This is a genomic window from Sporolactobacillus sp. PKPK-6 (assembly GCF_056678885.1).
The window spans coordinates 1077623-1094542 of record NZ_JBWXPA010000001.1 but is presented as its reverse complement, the minus strand read 5'-3'; the positions used below and the strand labels follow the sequence as shown (position 1 = coordinate 1094542).

The window sequence follows — 16920 nt, the reverse complement described above, 5'->3', positions numbered from 1 at the left end:
GCTAATCATTCAAACTTCGATAGGAAGGATTTATAAATGAGTCTATTTTCTAGATTTAATGTTTATTTTACAGGCGATCCTATTCTTGATTCTTATCATTTTTTAAGAAACAACCAATTACCATTAGTTGCTGAGCATTCAAGACGGGTAAGCGAAGAAGCAAATAGACTGGCACGTGCTTTTGGTGCATCGGAGAAAAAAGCTGAGATTGCCGGTGCTTTGCATGATATTAGTGCAGTGATCCCAAACAATCAGCGCTTATCTATGGCCAAAGAATTAAATATCGAAGTTTTAGAAGAAGAAATCGCATTCCCGATGATTCTTCATCAAAAGATCTCCAAGTTTATGGCAATGGAATTATTTCACGTTACTGATCTAGAAACTCAACGCGATTGAATGCCATACGACGCTCAGACGGGACCCGTCTGTTCTTGATCTCATTGTATTCATTGCGGATAAGATTGAATGGGATCAAGAAGGAAAACCGCCATACATTGAAGAATTAAAAAAACAGCTGCATTCTTCATTAGAGGCTGGAGCCTACGCCTATATCCACTATTTATGGAATCGAAAGGAAGAGTTAAAGGTCGTTCACCCTTGGTTAGCGGAGGCTTATTTTGAATTAAAAATAAAATGACAAACTGAAACGGCAGTAAACTAACAAAATAGCTATAAGCTGGAAGTGACAAAGAAATGTGAGAAAGCCCTATGTTTTGAGCATCGAAGGGGTTTGGATCTGATTCAACCAGTTAGTAAATATGAGCTTTTTAATGCGTGGGAGTTGAACGATAATGAGAAAAATTATTCGATTTCTAATGTATCTTTTTTATAAATTACATAACTTATATATGCTGCTTACTGTACTGGTGGCTGAACTTCTATTGACAATGGGAGACTTATCAATATTTCTCATAGTTCCCGAGCTTGCACCAACTATTTTTATGATCGCAGCAATAATTTTTATTTGGGAAAAATGGGGCAACCGAAAAGCAATTCGTTCACTATTTAATTATTCTTTGAACTTAGCTCAATCGCTTATGTTTTGGAGTTACGCATTCGTTTGGATTTCCCCATTTCCAAAAATTGATTGAAAATAAAAGCAATTGGGTTATCACTGTAAAAGAATGATAAAGTTCATTCGGGCCGGTACGCATACAAAAAAATGATTTTCGGTTTAAATGAATTACCGGATTTCGTTTAAAAGCCATGGTTGATGACATTTAGGGATGGAGAAATACCACATGCATCCTTGAAATCCATCGGCATGATAAACAGCTGCCTTAAAGGCTAAGCAACTATTTTTCAAAATAATACTCCCTTTCTAAACCTATTCGTTAACATGTCAACATAATTATAAGGATGTTGGGAATTCGCAAAACGATTGGTGCGGGAGGAGTCATAAATCATGGACATTCACGTTGTGCAGAGCGGTGAGTCATTATGGGAAATTGCTCAACATTATCAAGTGCCGCTTGTAGGCATTGTTGCGTTAAATGGATTAGCTTATCCGGAACGGCTCGTGCCGGGTCAGGCACTGGTCATCCCGTCTATGCCGCCGGTATTCGCCCCTGAACGGCCGGTAATTGAGATCAATGCTTATACTTATCAGCCAGTAAAAGAAGCAGCCGCGGAAATTGTTCAGCGAAACGGTCTTCTTTCGACTGTGCTGCCATTTGCTTATCATGTAACGGAGAACGGCAACTTGGATGATTTGGACGATCAGGAATCTATAGCTGCCGCCTATGCGCAAAGCATCATGCCCCTTATGCCCATTGTTAATTTCTCACTAAATGAATCAGGCGCTGATGTTGCGCATGCAATTTTTACTTCATCATTGGCACGCGAAAACCTGGTATCATCGGTGATTCGTGTCATGCAACAAAAGGGTTATCGTGGACTGAACATTGATTTCGAAAGTGTGCGGCCTGAGGATCGCCGAGGCTTTAATGATTTCTTGCAGTTTGTTGTTAACCGGCTGCATCCGCTTGGGTTTAGCGTATCTACAGCGGTTATGCCAAAAACAGCCATAGATCAGCCACGTGCGGAATACATTGCGTATGATTATGAAGCGCATGGCCGAATTGTTGATTTTGTTGTCTTAATGACTTACGAGTGGGGGTATCGATTGGGTCCTCCTCAAGCCATATCACCGGTTAATGAAATGAAGCGAGTGGTTGAGTACGCTTTATCAGTGATGCCGGCAAATAAAATTTCGCTTGGATTTGAAACGTATGCTCGAGATTGGCTGCTCCCACATAAAGAAGGACAGGAAGCAGAAACCTTTAGCCCAAAAGAAGCACTTGAACGCGCCATTTATAATGGCGTTAGTATTCAGTTCAATGAAGCTGCACAATCTCCTTTTTACACCTATGTGGATGCAAATGGAAGCGCACATGAGGTATGGTTTGAAGATGCGCGCAGTGCACAAGCGAAATTTGATCTTGTCCGATTATATAATCTGCGCGGGATCAGCTATTGGGCTTTAGGTTTTCCCTATCCGGAGAATTGGGCGTTGCTGGAAAGTAATTTTAGCGTTGGTAAATGGCTTTGAATCATTAGCGTGGTTAAGAGATGCCATAATGGCCGAAGAGGCAGGGTTGATGATCCGGTCGTTGATTCCCATGAGCTTCATGGAAGAAGGACGGAAAATTCATGAAACCAAGCTGTCTGATCATGAACATGTGAATGATGTTTTAATGGATCAGATGGTTATTAAGGTATCTTCATCAATCAATGAACAATTCATGATGTAACAAATTTAATGAAATTTGCGTTCCTATAATTGACTAAGTAAGAGGAGGAACGTGATGATGAAGATTGCTGCACTCTATGATATTCATGGAAATTTTCCTGCGCTGAAAACGGTCCTTGATGAGCTAGATCGGGTGAGGCCGGACAGGATCATTATTGGTGGCGACATGGTTTCCGGGCCGATGCCTGTTCAAACATTAAACTGCCTTTTAAATTTGCGGGATAAAACAAACGTCACATTTATTAGAGGAAATGGTGACCGTGAAGTTGTGGAAGCATCAAAGTGGGCACAACTGCTTCATATGTCAGAAAAAGGTCGAGCAACAACAAAATGGGTCGCAAACAGCTTAACAGAGAAACAGCTTGATTTTCTTTCGAATTTGGACGATGTCGCAACTATTCATGTGGACGAACTGGGTGACGTGCTTTTTTGCCATGCGACACCCGAGAACGATCACGATATTTTTACACCCTTATCGCCGAAAAAAAGAATCAATAAACTGTTCGCTGAAGTGGAGCAGTCCATCGTTGTGTGCGGCCATACGCATATTCAGTACGAAATGAAACTTGAGAGAACAAAAATATTTAATTCAGGCAGCGTGGGTATGCCGTTTGCAAAACAGCCAAGGGCCTATTGGCTGCTCATCGATTCGGATCAAATCGAATTCAAACGGACCACTTATGATTTTGAACAGGCTGCCTTGGAGATAAGAGAAGCACATAGTCCGGATGCGGAAGATTTTATTAATACAAATGTCATTCACGTTCCAAATGAAGAACAATCCATGATCTTCTTGGAGAATCTGGCGAATAAAATAGAAAAAAGCATTCCAAATGAATCAATCAAATAAAGATTCGCGAGGGGACAAGATGACCGATACTGAATTGAAGGACAAGCTTATTGAAATAAAAAATAGTGATTTTCATGTTCCAGAAGAATTTTCTGATTTTGAAGCGGTTGAGTACGTAATGCGTGCTCTTCATTCCACAGATAGTGATTTAAGAGATGATCTTGGGTATACCATTCTTTCAAAATGGCTGATTGAGTTCAAGCTGCTTGATGGAAAGCAGCTCATGACGATTCTTAATCGAACACTTTCAGAACGGTTGCTTTTTTATGAAGTCGGTGAAGAGCTGTCGGATCACGTGTTTCTGAGATCCTTCTCAGCATTGCTTATTGCGTTGATTTTATATCGGGATAATCAAGAGCCTTTTATCGGTCGACAGGACTATACGGAGCTGCTTGAGCATCTGAATCATTATTGTGAGTTAGAGAATGATTATCGAAGCTTTGTTGAAGGCAAAGGATGGACACACGCGCCGGCGCATATCAGTGATGCGCTTGATGAATGTGCACAGAACCGATTCGTAGGCGAATCCGAATGTATCACCATTTGGGAAAGCTTGCTGACCATGCTTCGGAATGCTCCGACCGTATTCGATGCGGAAGAGGATGAACGAATGGCAACAGCGGTTGTAAGTATGGTGACTTCGAAAAAAATAACGGTCTCCGTACTGATTCAGTGGCTTCGCAATATTGATTTACAGAAACCAAATCAATCCGTTCATGACTCAGCGTTTCGCAAGTATCTGATCCAAAGAGTGAATATGAAGCATTTTGTACGATGTATCTATTTTAGATTGAAAAATGCTTCGTTGCTCGATCAAGAGGCAGACGATGCGCTTATGCATTTGGAGCATGCATTTAACCCTTATTTTTGATGGACTCGTCAACTTTGGCACGTTTGCTAAGATATATGTTGAAAAGGATACCGCACGCGCAGATTATTCCGCTTATGATGGAAAGCGGATTTTTTGTGTACAGCCAAAGAATGAACGAAGCGATTAAAGTGGCAGCGAACAAAAACCATAAGATGCACATAACAAAATTGCCAATGATCGTGTTCAGAGATTTCTTTTTAGGAGTCATATTTACTCATCCTTTTTTGTAAGGGGATACATAATAATTATATAGCAAATTAAATACGGTAGCTATTCCGATCTTGAAATCAGTTCACAGTTGAGTTTGCGCATGAGATTAAGTACACTTTAACAAGATACAAGAATGCGAGTTTTTGAGTTTATCAGCCGGGGGAGGAGCGTTTTGATGAGCCGTTTCATACAGCGAATAGTTCTAATTCTCATGGCATTGTTTCTTTTGACTCCCGCAGTCCCGGCACGCGCAGCTGACGGTACGGTACTGATCAGCAATGAATCTGCGAACGGCTACAAAACGGAAAGTACAGGGAACTTCAGTATTAATAATAAAAGCTATGCGAAAAACAAAAAGCTGCAAAGGGCCTCTTACCGGCTTGATTATGTGCAGCCGCTAAAGATTCGAGCAAAATATAATCCATTGAATCATACATCGCAAAAGAAAAAAAGCATTAAAGTGGGTTCGGGTAAAAAATTCTGGGTATCCGATCTGTCGACGGATAAGCGATACCAAATTACAGCGAAATTAAGCTACGTGGGTCAGCACACCAAGGTGTGGGTGAACGGAAACCAGCTGACAAAAAAGGATGCGGAAACGCTTGGTAAGACGTTTGATCAAACTATTTTTCCGCTGGACAATCGTTATTTCGGAGCACCCTCTGATGTGGATCACGATGGAAAAATTAATCTGCTTTGCTTTGATATAAAGGATGGTTCGGCGGAGCAAAATGGCGGTTTTGCGTCGGGCTATTTTGACCCAAATGATTTATATAATGGGAAGAAATCAAATCGTAGCGAAATCGTGTATGTCGATACGTATCCGTCGCTTGGTTCAAGCAAACATAAAAAAGTGTCGCTCGCTTATTCGACGCTGGTACACGAGTTTCAGCATCTTATCAATTATAACCAAAATGTCCTGGTGGAAAAAAAGGATGAGATGGATACCTGGCTTGATGAAGGACTGTCGCTTGCTGCAGAACAATTGCTGGCGAAAAAGCCGCTTGACGATCGAATTGATTATTATAATGAATCCAGCTCCATAGCGAATGGCAAGTCACTGCTTTACTGGGATGATTCTGGTGACAATTTGGCGAACTATTCACTCTCATATCTCTTTGTGCAATACCTATATATACAATGCGGCCAACCGGATGATTTGTTTAAACGGATCATCCAAGATCCGCACAATAATTATCGGGCTGTCCAAGACGTAATCCATGAGTATATCAGCCGGGCTATGTCTTTCGGACAATTCATGAGTAATTTTCGCAAAGCCCTTTATTTGAACCAGGCGGACGGCCCTTATGGCTTTCATGGAATTGCTGGGTTTCAACAGTTGAAAAAGAAGGTGTATAACGGTAAATCAAAAGCACCAAAGCTCAGAGGCGGCGGTGCGATCATTGTTAACAGTGCCGCATCGATCCCAAATGAAAAAGGTGCACCTATTACTTATTCAAATCTTGCTGAACGCCAGGAAGATCGTGAGGCTCCAAGACAGCCGCGCATTGCTCCATTTGGAGATAAGGATTCACAGCTTAGAGGTAATTCAGAACCTGGAGCAGTCATTGCCATCGTCGGCAAAGCCGGATTATTAGCTAAGTGCAAGGCGGACGCCACCGGACATTTCCAAGCCACTATCGGAAGGCAGAAAGCCGGGACGGTACTTGATGTGTTTGCGGCGGATACCAGCGGAAACGCGGGCCAATCAAAGAAAATAACAGTTAAAGATCAGACACCTCCGGCGGAGCCGATTGTCTATCGTTTTTATCATCAGCAGTTGAAAATACAGGGAACAGCGGAACCTGGTGCACGTGTTACGGTTCGGTATGGCAAAAAAAAGCTTGGTGCTGTGGCTGCAAATACTCACGGTAAGTACAGTATTAAGCTGTACCAAAAACAAAAAAAGGGAAAGAAACTGACAGTTTATGCTCAAGATCGGGCGGGAAATAAAAGTCTTACTCGAACCTTTACTGTGTTTTAATAATGGGTTACTCATAAAAACGTAATAGTCGAACGTGTTTAAAAATTCCGGTGTAGAATCCGGAATTTTTTCATACACTCAAAAAGTATGGACGAATCGCAGAAAAAAAATTGGTCAATCCGGTTGTGAGAATTGAAAATGGGGTAAAGATAAGAGAATAGATTAGTGGCGAGATAAGGATGGTGTAGCGAACGTGAGTTGGTTTTCCAAAGACGCTGAACAGGTATTAAATGAGCTTCAGGTCAATCAAAGACAAGGTTTGACGGACGCGGAAGTACAGTCAAGGCTTGGAACCTATGGAGAAAATAAATTAAAAAGCAAACCAAAGAAAAGTATTGTTGCTCTGTTTTTTTCTCAGCTGAAAGATATGTTGATATACGTCTTGCTTGGTGCGGCAGTAATTACACTCCTCATTGGCGAATACACCGATTCAGTCATCATTTTGCTTGTTGTTATTCTGAATGCAATCATTGGTGTATTCCAAGAATTTAAGGCAGAAAAAGCGATTGAAGCACTTCAGAAAATGACGACACCGCGTGCGCTTGTTCGTCGAAATGGCGATGTCATTGAAATTGATTCAAAAAATATTGTTCCCGGAGACATTGTGGTTTTAGATGCAGGACGCTATATTCCGGCTGATCTTCGGTTGATCGAAAGCGTCAATCTGCAGATTGAAGAATCTGCTCTGACGGGGGAGTCTGTTCCGTCGGAAAAGAATGCCGCACATGTTTTTGAGGACCCCAAAACGCCGCTTGGCGATTTAGCTAATATGGCTTTTATGTCCACTCTTGTGACCTATGGGCGTGCGGAAGGTGTTGTTGTTGGCACAGGAATGAATACGGAAATCGGCAAGATCGCCAAGGGACTTGATGAGACGCAAACGGATATGACGCCGTTGCAGAAACGTCTTGCAGAGCTTGGTAAAACGCTTGGGTATATTGCCATCGGCATCTGCGTGCTCATTTTCGTTATTGCGCTGATTCAAAAGCGCGATCTTTTTGAGATGTTCCTGACCGCGATCAGTTTGGCTGTTGCAGCGATTCCGGAAGGGCTGCCTGCTATTGTTGCGATCGTATTGGCACTCGGTGTGACGCGCATGTCGCGGATCAATGCCATTGTGAAACGCTTGCCTGCAGTTGAAACACTGGGATCGGTCAACATTATTTGTTCGGATAAAACGGGGACACTGACGCAGAACAAAATGACGGTGCTCCACCTGTATACACATCGCAAATTTCTTGATGTGCCGAATGAAGGAACTGCGACAGCCGATGAGGGTACGGAACGAAAACTGATTCAAACGATGGTGCTGTGTACCGACGCCACACTTATTAATGGTGAGGGCACCGGTGACCCGACGGAAATTGCCTTGCTTGAACTTGGTGAAAAGTTTCATTCGCCGAAACGCGAATTGGAGGTGGGACATGCACGTGTGGCGGAAAATCCGTTTGATTCCGACCGCAAGCTGATGTCTACACTGAATAAGGAAGGCAGCCATTATCGTGTACACACAAAAGGTGCATTTGACAACATTTTAAAAATCTCTTCTCATGCGTTGGTTAATGGGGAAAAGGTTCCTCTTACAGATGAGCTAAAAGCGGATTACCTCAGAGCAGCGGAAGAAATGTCTGACCAAGCGCTTCGTGTTCTTGGTGCGGCATACAAAGATACCGATGAAATGATTGATGCTGATGTCATGGAAAAGGATTTGACTGTGCTTGGACTCGTAGGCATGATTGATCCGCCTAGACTTGAGGTTAAAGATGCGATCCATCAGGCGAAACAAGCAGGGATTACACCGATCATGATTACCGGCGATCATCAGCACACAGCAGCAGCGATCGCCATGCAGCTCGGTATGGCAACGTCACTGGCACAAACCGTTTCGGGCAGCGAGATCGACTCAATGACTGATGAAGAATTGAACGAAAAAATCGGTCATTATCGCGTGTTTTCACGGGTTTCTCCGGAACATAAAGTTAAGATCGTAAAAGCATTTCAATCGCACGGAAATATTGTTTCGATGACCGGCGACGGTGTCAATGACGCACCATCGCTGAAAAATGCGGATATCGGTGTCGCCATGGGAATTACCGGTACAGATGTTTCTAAAGGCGCGAGCGATATGATCCTGACCGACGATAATTTTACAACCATTGTTTCAGCGATTCGCGAAGGACGTAATATTTATAACAATATTAAAAAATCCGTTGTTTTTCTGCTCTCCTGCAACCTTGGAGAAATTGTTGCTATACTTGCTTCGGTACTCTTCTTCTGGCCGATGCCGCTTCTTCCGACGCAAATTTTATGGATAAACCTCATTACCGACACATTTCCGGCAATTGCGCTTGGCGTCGATCCCGGAGACAAAGATGTGATGAGTAAAAAGCCGCGTGATCCGAAGGAAAGCTTCTTCGCTGGAGGAGCAGCCATGCGGGCAGTTATTGGCGGATCATTAATCGGTATTCTGACTTTAGTCGCTTTCTACTTTGGATTAAGCGAACATGGCTACCAGCTGTGGTCCGGTTCAATTCCGGAAGATGTCCTGACCTATGCGGAAACAATGGCGTTTGTTGTGCTTGCCGTATCCCAGCTTTTCTACTCATTGTCGATGCGGAGCGCATCCAAGTCCATTTTCCAAGTTGGGCTGTTCTCGAATAAATATTTGATCGGCGCAATCCTGCTGGGGATTGTCCTTCAATTCGCTGTGATCTCCGTTCCGTTCTTGGCCGCAGCATTCCATGTTCAGATGCTGTCGTTGCAAGATTGGGTCATTGTTATCCTATTTGCCTTGATCCCGCTTGTGGTCAATGAATTGATCAAGATCGGGATGCGCGCAAAGAGCAGGTAAGTTAAATAAATAAAATTGATTAAGGCAGGTAAGCTCCGTCTAGAGCATGCCTGTTTTTTTCTATGGTCGGGTCATGGTTTACGTATGACTGAGTTTTGTTACGTGTTTGTTGAGAGTCTGTAAATCATATTGTTAGCGCAGTTTATTGATGTTTATAATTAAGTTGTTGAAGGACAAACGAATACTCAAATACATTCATAAACTGATTTATTCACAAACTTCTTAAAATGGTTGTTTCCTCTACAGAATCCTACAGTTTTACTCCATCATTGAAAAAATACGAAGCAGCCCTAAATCGGTTAAGTAAAAACAGCTGATAACAAACATTCATTTCGTTAAATCGGTAATGACTGAGCTATTCTCAATCTAAAGCTGAAGTCCAGAAAAATAGGAATTTCAAGTTAATAATATTTTAAGGAAGGGTGAACTTAATGGAAACTTTACCCGTCTGGGTATTGGTCATTTACTATTTGTTTTTGCTCACGTCTTTATTTGGCATACTCTTTTTCCTTCTTCAAAAGAAATTTATAGGCTACTCTTTAGTTGCGCTCCTTATGCTCTTAACAGCACCGTTAATGTTTTTGTGGATTGCCTTAGGACGTGCAGAAAGTTTTAATGAATTTGAATGGCTGATTAATCAGATAGGACGAGGATCAATTGCTGCCATCTATCCGGTTGCTGGTTTCTTATATCTATTTTTTTGGTGGGGTTTGATCTTAAAAACAAAGATAAAGTCAACTCAAGTCAGGTAATTATTCTATCTGTTGAAACCTCATTCAAGAAAATAAATTTATCTAATTCCATGATGAATCTTTGCAGGAGACCGTTTTGCTGCGCACAGCACAAATACTGAATAGACGAATTGGGTTAGTCAACATAGCACAAAGATGTCCTGTGCATGAGGCATTCAATTTCTTTTGCTTGTTCTTATGCTCGCGCCCATTCAGCAATTTGCCGTATGTTTTCCGGTGATGTACGGCAGCAGCCGCCAATAAGCGACGCGCCGGCTTTAAACCATGCTTTAGATGCTGATCCGTAGCTTTCCTGCATTTTAGCCGCTTCCCATTGCTTGGTCATTGGATTGTAGTGTTCGCCTGAATTCGGATAAACCACGACCGGTTTGTCCGTGACTTGGCGAATAACCTTAATCGCCGGTTCAACTCGATTCATTGCAATGCAATTCACGCCGATCGCCGTAATTTGCTCATAGGCATTAAAATAGGATACTGCATCAGCGAGCGGCGTTCCGTCACACAGATGCAAATCGTCGGCAAGACTAAACGAGAGCCATGCTTCTTCCTCAGGAAACTCGTCCTTCATCATGTCGGCCAACACCTTCGTTTCACCGAAAGCAGGCATCGTCTCAAAGGCGAACAGATCCGCCCCTGCTTCTTTCAGCAAGCGCATTCTTGAACGATGAAACATCCGATATCCGGCATCATTTAATGTGTAGTCGCCCGTATACTCCGAGCCATCCGCCAGATAGGCGCCATAAGGACCAACGCTGCCTGCAACAAGCGGGTAAGGACGCGCTTTTTTTTGCTCTGTGCTGATTTCTTCCCAAAATTCGGAGCGAGCCTGAATCGCGATGTTTACGGCATCTTGAATGAACTGCTCCGCTTCGAGTTCTGTATAACCGCTTTGCTGAAATCCGGCTAATGTTGCCTGATAAGTATTGGTCGTTGCGACATCGGCACCAGCTCGAAAATAATCCAGATGCACTTTTTTAATGCTTTCAGGATGGTCATGAATGGTGGCCGCTGACCACAGCTCGCTGTCGATCGTGATCCCCTGCTTCTCAATTTCAGTTGCCATTGCACCATCTAAAATGATTGGGGTGTATTGGTTCATCAGGTCACGGATACTGCTTCGCATAGGAGGCCTTCTTTCTGTCTGGCTTGATAAATCAGTCAGTAACATTATACAAAACTCGCCCCATCATTCAAAAATGGCATGGTAGAGGCGTTCTACACCTTCCTCGATTTTATCAACAGATAGGTTTGCAAAACCTAAAATAAAGGCCGGCCGCGCGTAGAGATAGCTGCCATCAAGGCAATAGGGCTTGAGATTATAGAGCTCTATTTTGGCTGCACGCGCACGTTCAGCGATATCATCAATTGTACGAGGTGTATCAAATTCTGCAGTGAAATGAAGACCGGCGTTTGCACCGTGCATCGTAATAGCTGAGTCAAAGTGCTTTTTCAATGCATCAATCAATTTCTTTTGCCGTTCAATATACACTTGTTTCATGTGTTTGATGTGCTTGCGGTATTCACCTGAATCAATAAATTGCTTCAAGGTCAATTGCCCCAGAGCGTTGCTCGTTGACATAATGAAGCTGCAGCGCTCTCTGTATTTTTTAAGCAGCTTTTGCGGAAGAATCATGTAACTCAAACGTAAACCAGGCAGCAGTGACTTGGAAAACGTGCCGAAATAAATGACTCGCCCGTAGCTGTCGAGGCCTTGGAGGGATGGAATCGTATCCGTTTCATACTTAAATTCACTGTCGTAATCATCTTCAATGATATAACGATCTTCTTTTTCGGCAGCCCAATTCAAAAGTTGGATACGGCGCGAAATCGGCATCACAACACCTGAGGGAAACTGGTGCGACGGAGTCACATAGACAACGTTTGGATTGATTTGTTTGAGAAGATCAATAGAAATTCCTTTATTATCAAGCGGAATCGTTCTAAGACGTACCTGTTCCATCTGCAGTAATTCATACATGCGCCGGTAGCCCGGATTTTCCATCGCGTACAATGCGTCTTCCTGAAACAGGTGGCGAAGTATGTAGAAGAGAAACTGGGTGCCGCCGCCTAAAACAATCTGCTCCGGAAAACATTTCACACCACGAGCTATGGACAGGAAGCGGGCAATTGTTTTTCGTACCGAATATATGCCTTGCGGAAAGCGTGATGAGTCATCGTTAAGCTCTAATCTGCTTAATTTCAGTGCGCGATGCTCACACGAAAACCAACTGTCAAATGGAAAGATTGATCGATCGACAGACATATGTGAAAAGGAAATCCAATCTTTTTTCGATTCTTTTTCCTCAACAAGATCAAGATCCAGTGATTGCGGGAGGCTCTGAGAAAGCGGGATCGTATCCAGTTTTTCAACGTAAAAGCCGCTTCGCTCAACAGCATAAATATAGCCTTCTTCGAGAAGCTGCTGATAGGCTCCGTTAACTGAGTTGACACTGACGTGTAATGTTTGTGCCAACTCGCGTTTGGAAGGAAGCTTTTCGTTTGGAAGAAAATGGTGAAGAAGGATCTCTTTTTTCAATTGTTTGTAGATTTGACGGTAAATATATTCTTTTTTAGTATCAGATTGAATGGTTAGTGAGATCATAGGCACTCCTGACACCATAATTATTTGAATTTTGATACTATACATAATACCAAAAAATTAGCAAAATATCTATTAAAGGAGTGAGAACATTGGGAAAGGAATTATTGGAAGGAAATCTAACAAAAGTTTGGCAGGATAAACGCGATCAATTTGTTGCGGCTGCCGTCGGAAATGGGAATCGCCATATTGCGGCAAAGGCGGAAGGAGCGTTAGTAACCGATATTGAGGGCAATCAATTCATTGATTTTGCCGGAGCAATTGGTGTCCAAAACGTCGGACATTGTCATCCGAAAGTTATCAGTGCTGTAAAAGAAGAGCTTGAGCACTTTATCCATCCCGGCTTTAATGTCATTATGTATCCGGGCTATATTGAACTATGTCAACGCTTGTGTGAAATTGCTCCGGGAGATTTTACGAAAAAGGCACTTTTGCTTAACTCCGGCGCGGAGGCTGTTGAAAATGCTGTGAAAATTGCTCGTGCCTATACTGGCAGACAAGCAGTCGTGACATTTGATCGTGCGTTTCATGGCAGAACAAACTTGACCATGGGCATGACAAGCAAGGTAAAGCCTTATAAATTCGGCTTCGGGCCGTTCGCCCCCGAAACCTATCAAGCGCCCTATCCTTATCCATATCGGAAACCGGAAGGAATGTCTGAAGAGGCGTATGACGAGTATATCATTGACAAGTTTAATTACTTCTTTTTAAGCAGTGTTGCTCCGGAAATGGTTGCTTGTATCGTGATGGAACCTGTTCAAGGTGAAGGCGGGTTCATTATTCCGTCGAAACGTTTTGTTACGTACGTACGCGATTTCTGTACCGAGCATGGGATTGTATTTATCGCTGATGAAATTCAAGCCGGTTTCGCTCGAACAGGAAAAATGTTTGCCATTGAAAATTTTGATGTGGCTCCGGATCTTATGACCGTATCCAAATCGATTGCTGCAGGATTCCCACTTAGCGGTGTCGTCGGAAAAGCGGAACTGTTTGATGCATGCGATCTAAAGGGATCCCTCGGCGGCACCTATTGCGGCAGCCCGATCGCTTGCGCTGCTGCATTAGCCGTTCTCGATATTATTAAAGAAGAACATCTTATTGAACGAGCAGAAAAAATAGGCGTGATCATTGAAGAACGGGCGAAAGAGTGGGCACAAACCTATTCATTTATCGGTGACTTTAGAAGACTTGGCGCCATGGCAGCCGTTGAATTTGTTAAGGACAAAGGGACGAAAGAACCGGATAAAGATCGGGCCAAGAAAATAGTTGCCTATGCCAATCAGCATGGTTTGCTTCTTCTTGATGCCGGATTGAAAGGCAATTGTATTCGCTTCTTATCGCCGCTGACGATTACTGAAGTCCAATTAGCTCAGGGATTGGATATAATTGAAGAAGCACTGGAAACTGTAAAATAAAAAAGGTGCATAGATTTTTCTAGCAATGACTAGTAGAATTCAAAATATGAATAACTGAAAATTGTATTTAATTATATAACTTAAATAATTCAATAACTGGGGAGGTCTTTTTCATGAAACGTTGGTTTATGTCAGCACTTATTCTTGTATTGCTCGTCGGTATTCTTTCAGCTTGTGGCTCAAGCAGTTCCAAATCAGGCAGCTCTTCTTCAAGTAAAACGACAGACACATTGGCGGCGGCAAAGAAAAAAGGAGTCCTTGTCGTGGGGTCTTCAAATGATGCGCCGTTTGCTTTCATTGACCAGAAGACGAAAAAATTCACCGGTATCGACGCTGAAATCATTAAAGAAGTTGCCAAACGTTTAGGAATTCCAAAGGTTGAAATGAAACAGACAAAGTTTGAGAACTTGCTCCTCGAATTAAACAATAAGAATATCGATCTCGTGACGGATGCTATGTATATTAACCCGCAAAGAGAAAAAATAGCGAAGTTCACAACAATTTGGTATACAGAGGGCGAAGCGTTCGTTATTCCGAAGAATTCACCGATTAAAAGTGTTAATGACCTGAAAGATAAAGTGGTCGGCGCACAAAAAGGAACAGCATTCTATGACTTTGCGAACAAGCTGAAAAAAGAAGGCAAAATCAAACAAATTAATGTGTTCGGTTCTCAAGCCGATTTGCTTCTTGCGGCAAACACAGGAAAGATTGATGCATTGGTAACTGATGGTGCTGTTGCTGCCTATAGCTTGAAACAAGATCCATCGCTGAAATTAAAAATTCTTGATCCGTATACACCACAGGCTTCCGGAAACATCGGTGCTGCTGCAAGAAAGGGCGACACGAAGCTGGTAAACGCGATCAACAAACAAATTAATATTTTGAAAGAAAACGGATTTATCAAGAAACTATTGAAGAAATACGGAATGCCTGATAACTATTACGTGCCCGTTCAAAAATAAAACTAAAATTGATTGAATCAGAGTTATTCTTTCAACAAGACTAACTCTGATTTCTGCTATTTGTATGGGAAATTCAAGTTAAGGGCAAGGTTGCAGAATGCAAGACAATTGATTGACGAATGAGGTGTAACGAATGGATATTTTGAGTCATCTGGATTTTGCCACAGCCATCAAAGAACTGACACCGGAATTATGGCAAGGGCTTTTAATTGCTCTTGAAGCAACAGTAGGCGGATTCTTGCTGGCTGTTATTCTAAGTGTACTCATTGCAGTGGGCCGTTTATCGGACTCAAAAGTACTAAAGGGCATATTGGTTGTTATTTTGGAAATTGTCAGGGGGACGCCGCTCCTTGTTCAGCTTGTGTATATGTTTTATGTTGTGCCCCTGCTTATCTCTTTAGTTGCTCAATTTTTCATGCCGGATTATCAATTTCAGCTCAATCCGCTTTTCGCCGGAATACTTGGATTAGGAATCAATTACGGCTGTTACTTATCTGAAGTGGTGCGTGCCGCGATTCTGTCGATTGACAAGGGACAGACAGAAGCGGCGCTTGCGCTGGGCTATACGCAGCGTCAGGCCTTGTGGTCTATTGTGATTCCACAAGCAACACGACAGGCGATTCCTGTATTTGGTAACTATCTGATTATGATGATTAAAGATACATCGCTGCTTGCGTTTATCACGGTCAACGAATTATTGCTGCGCACACAAGCCTATGCGTCACAGACCTTTTTAACGATTGAGTCCTATACGATTCTCGCAGTTGCTTACCTGATTCTCAGTTTGCCGTTGTCTCAAGTCGTGCGGCTGTTAGAAAAGAGGTTATCGAAACATGCCTAAACCAATGATCGAAGTGAATCAGCTTCATAAATCGTTTGGCAGTCTGGAAATTTTAAAAGGGATTGACTTGGATGTTCATCAAGGTGAAATTGTCGTGATTATCGGACCTTCGGGCTCAGGAAAATCAACGCTGCTTCGCTGTTTGAATTGCTTGGAGCTCCCAACATCAGGAACAGTCAAAGTTGAAGGGGAGAATTTTGCAGACAAGTCCGGCCGCTATAATGAGAAACGCGTTGCTAAGCTTCGCACAGAAATCGGCATGGTATTTCAAAGCTTTAACCTTTTCCCAATGATGACTGCAGTTGAGAATGTGATGGCGGCACAAGTGAAAATAAGAAGAAAATCAAAGGAAGAGGCAAGGAAGACTGCAGAGAACTATTTGAAAAAAGTGGGTCTTGCCGAACGAATGGACCACTATCCAAGTCAGCTATCCGGCGGACAAAAGCAACGCGTTGCTATTGCTCGCGCATTAGCGATGGAACCGCATATTATGCTGTTTGATGAAGCAACATCTGCCCTGGATCCCGAATTAGTCGGTGAAGTGCTTAAAGTCATTCGCGAACTCGCGGATGAAGGCATGACCATGGTACTTGTTACGCATGAAATGCGTTTTGCCGAAGAAATCGGAGATCGTATTATTTTCATGGATAAAGGTGCCGTTGTCGAAGAAGGAAAACCGAGCGATCTCTTTAACGCGCCGAAGCATGAGCGCACCAAGCTCTTTATCAATCAAGTACTGCACCCTGAAGCGGAAAAAGTATAAGAGAATTTTCGAAAAGTCCGGGAAAAAGGTAGTGAGGTGCTTCTGCTAACAAGAAGGATCTTCAACTAAT

At 42.7% G+C, this 16920-nt stretch carries 14 protein-coding genes and 1 pseudogene; 13 read left to right on the top strand and 2 right to left on the bottom strand.

The genetic code is table 11. The features are described from left to right. Positions 1-36 precede the first annotated feature (36 nt). The 9 genes and pseudogenes from yqeK to AC1MBV_RS05115 all read left to right on the top strand — a co-directional run bounded on the left by yqeK (position 37) and on the right by AC1MBV_RS05115 (position 10270). Positions 37-637, top strand: a pseudogene (gene yqeK, locus AC1MBV_RS05155) (bis(5'-nucleosyl)-tetraphosphatase (symmetrical) YqeK). A gap of 154 nt (positions 638-791) precedes the next feature. Continuing rightward, entirely contained in the window at positions 792-1091 is a 300-nt protein-coding gene (locus AC1MBV_RS05150) for a hypothetical protein (RefSeq protein WP_480947715.1), read from the top strand. Positions 1092-1405: 314 nt separating this feature from the next. After that, entirely contained in the window at positions 1406-2551 is a 1146-nt protein-coding gene (locus AC1MBV_RS05145; RefSeq protein WP_480947714.1) for a glycosyl hydrolase family 18 protein, read from the top strand. A gap of 28 nt (positions 2552-2579) precedes the next feature. Next, entirely contained in the window at positions 2580-2753 is a 174-nt protein-coding gene (locus tag AC1MBV_RS05140; protein WP_255747663.1) for a hypothetical protein, read from the top strand. 54 nt (positions 2754-2807) lie between these two features. Further along, a complete protein-coding gene (locus AC1MBV_RS05135; RefSeq protein WP_480947713.1) occupies positions 2808-3602 on the top strand; it encodes a metallophosphoesterase family protein in 795 nt (264 codons plus the stop codon). Continuing rightward, positions 3586-4473, top strand: a complete 888-nt coding sequence (locus AC1MBV_RS05130; RefSeq protein ID WP_480947712.1) for a DUF2785 domain-containing protein — start codon at positions 3586-3588, stop codon at positions 4471-4473. Before AC1MBV_RS05135 ends, AC1MBV_RS05130 begins: the two co-directional genes overlap by 17 nt. 385 nt (positions 4474-4858) lie before the next feature. Beyond that, positions 4859-6667, top strand: a complete 1809-nt coding sequence (locus AC1MBV_RS05125) for an Ig-like domain-containing protein (RefSeq protein WP_480947711.1) — start codon at positions 4859-4861, stop codon at positions 6665-6667. A 193-nt stretch (positions 6668-6860) separates the two neighbouring features. Further along, positions 6861-9518, top strand: coding sequence for a calcium-translocating P-type ATPase, PMCA-type (locus AC1MBV_RS05120; protein ID WP_255747655.1), 2658 nt, complete (start codon positions 6861-6863; stop codon positions 9516-9518). A 431-nt stretch (positions 9519-9949) separates the two neighbouring features. Then, positions 9950-10270 (top strand): hypothetical protein, encoded by a 321-nt coding sequence (locus tag AC1MBV_RS05115; RefSeq protein ID WP_480947710.1) that lies wholly within the window; start codon positions 9950-9952, stop codon positions 10268-10270. A 175-nt stretch (positions 10271-10445) separates the two neighbouring features. Here the strand turns inward: AC1MBV_RS05115 and mmuM are convergent, their stop codons facing one another. Both mmuM and gabR read right to left on the bottom strand, forming a co-directional pair. Next, on the bottom strand, positions 10446-11393 hold the full coding sequence (gene mmuM, locus AC1MBV_RS05110) for a homocysteine S-methyltransferase (protein ID WP_480947709.1): 948 nt from the start codon (positions 11391-11393) through the stop codon (positions 10446-10448). Between the two features lie 63 nt (positions 11394-11456). Next, complete coding sequence (gene gabR, locus AC1MBV_RS05105) at positions 11457-12872, bottom strand: MocR-like transcriptional regulator GabR (protein WP_480947708.1); 1416 nt, start codon at positions 12870-12872, stop codon at positions 11457-11459. Between the two features lie 89 nt (positions 12873-12961). Here gabR and gabT point away from each other — a divergent pair, with 89 nt between their 5' ends. The 4 genes from gabT to AC1MBV_RS05085 all read left to right on the top strand — a co-directional run bounded on the left by gabT (position 12962) and on the right by AC1MBV_RS05085 (position 16850). Further along, a complete protein-coding gene (gene gabT / locus AC1MBV_RS05100) occupies positions 12962-14284 on the top strand; it encodes a 4-aminobutyrate--2-oxoglutarate transaminase (protein ID WP_255747649.1) in 1323 nt (440 codons plus the stop codon). A gap of 113 nt (positions 14285-14397) precedes the next feature. After that, positions 14398-15246 (top strand): substrate-binding periplasmic protein, encoded by an 849-nt coding sequence (locus AC1MBV_RS05095; protein WP_480947707.1) that lies wholly within the window; start codon positions 14398-14400, stop codon positions 15244-15246. A gap of 133 nt (positions 15247-15379) precedes the next feature. Continuing rightward, entirely contained in the window at positions 15380-16087 is a 708-nt protein-coding gene (locus tag AC1MBV_RS05090) for an amino acid ABC transporter permease (RefSeq protein ID WP_255747646.1), read from the top strand. Between the two features lie 4 nt (positions 16088-16091). Beyond that, the gene (locus tag AC1MBV_RS05085) at positions 16092-16850 is read left to right on the top strand and encodes an amino acid ABC transporter ATP-binding protein (protein ID WP_255747707.1); all 759 of its coding nucleotides are present in this window, start codon (positions 16092-16094) and stop codon (positions 16848-16850) included. Positions 16851-16920 lie beyond the last annotated feature (70 nt).

What these genes read in the sequence shown, in the direction of transcription:
- AC1MBV_RS05150 (WP_480947715.1), top strand. Translation starts at nt 792, where the DNA reads ATGAGAAAAATTATTCGATTTCTAATGTATCTTTTTTATAAATTACAT.
- AC1MBV_RS05145 (WP_480947714.1), top strand. Translation starts at nt 1,406, where the DNA reads ATGGACATTCACGTTGTGCAGAGCGGTGAGTCATTATGGGAAATTGCT.
- AC1MBV_RS05140 (WP_255747663.1), top strand. Translation starts at nt 2,580, where the DNA reads ATGGCCGAAGAGGCAGGGTTGATGATCCGGTCGTTGATTCCCATGAGC.
- AC1MBV_RS05135 (WP_480947713.1), top strand. Translation starts at nt 2,808, where the DNA reads ATGATGAAGATTGCTGCACTCTATGATATTCATGGAAATTTTCCTGCG.
- AC1MBV_RS05130 (WP_480947712.1), top strand. Translation starts at nt 3,586, where the DNA reads ATGAATCAATCAAATAAAGATTCGCGAGGGGACAAGATGACCGATACT.
- AC1MBV_RS05125 (WP_480947711.1), top strand. Translation starts at nt 4,859, where the DNA reads ATGAGCCGTTTCATACAGCGAATAGTTCTAATTCTCATGGCATTGTTT.
- AC1MBV_RS05115 (WP_480947710.1), top strand. Translation starts at nt 9,950, where the DNA reads ATGGAAACTTTACCCGTCTGGGTATTGGTCATTTACTATTTGTTTTTG.
- mmuM (WP_480947709.1), bottom strand. Translation starts at nt 11,393, where the DNA reads ATGCGAAGCAGTATCCGTGACCTGATGAACCAATACACCCCAATCATT.
- gabR (WP_480947708.1), bottom strand. Translation starts at nt 12,872, where the DNA reads ATGATCTCACTAACCATTCAATCTGATACTAAAAAAGAATATATTTAC.
- AC1MBV_RS05095 (WP_480947707.1), top strand. Translation starts at nt 14,398, where the DNA reads ATGAAACGTTGGTTTATGTCAGCACTTATTCTTGTATTGCTCGTCGGT.
- AC1MBV_RS05090 (WP_255747646.1), top strand. Translation starts at nt 15,380, where the DNA reads ATGGATATTTTGAGTCATCTGGATTTTGCCACAGCCATCAAAGAACTG.
- AC1MBV_RS05085 (WP_255747707.1), top strand. Translation starts at nt 16,092, where the DNA reads ATGATCGAAGTGAATCAGCTTCATAAATCGTTTGGCAGTCTGGAAATT.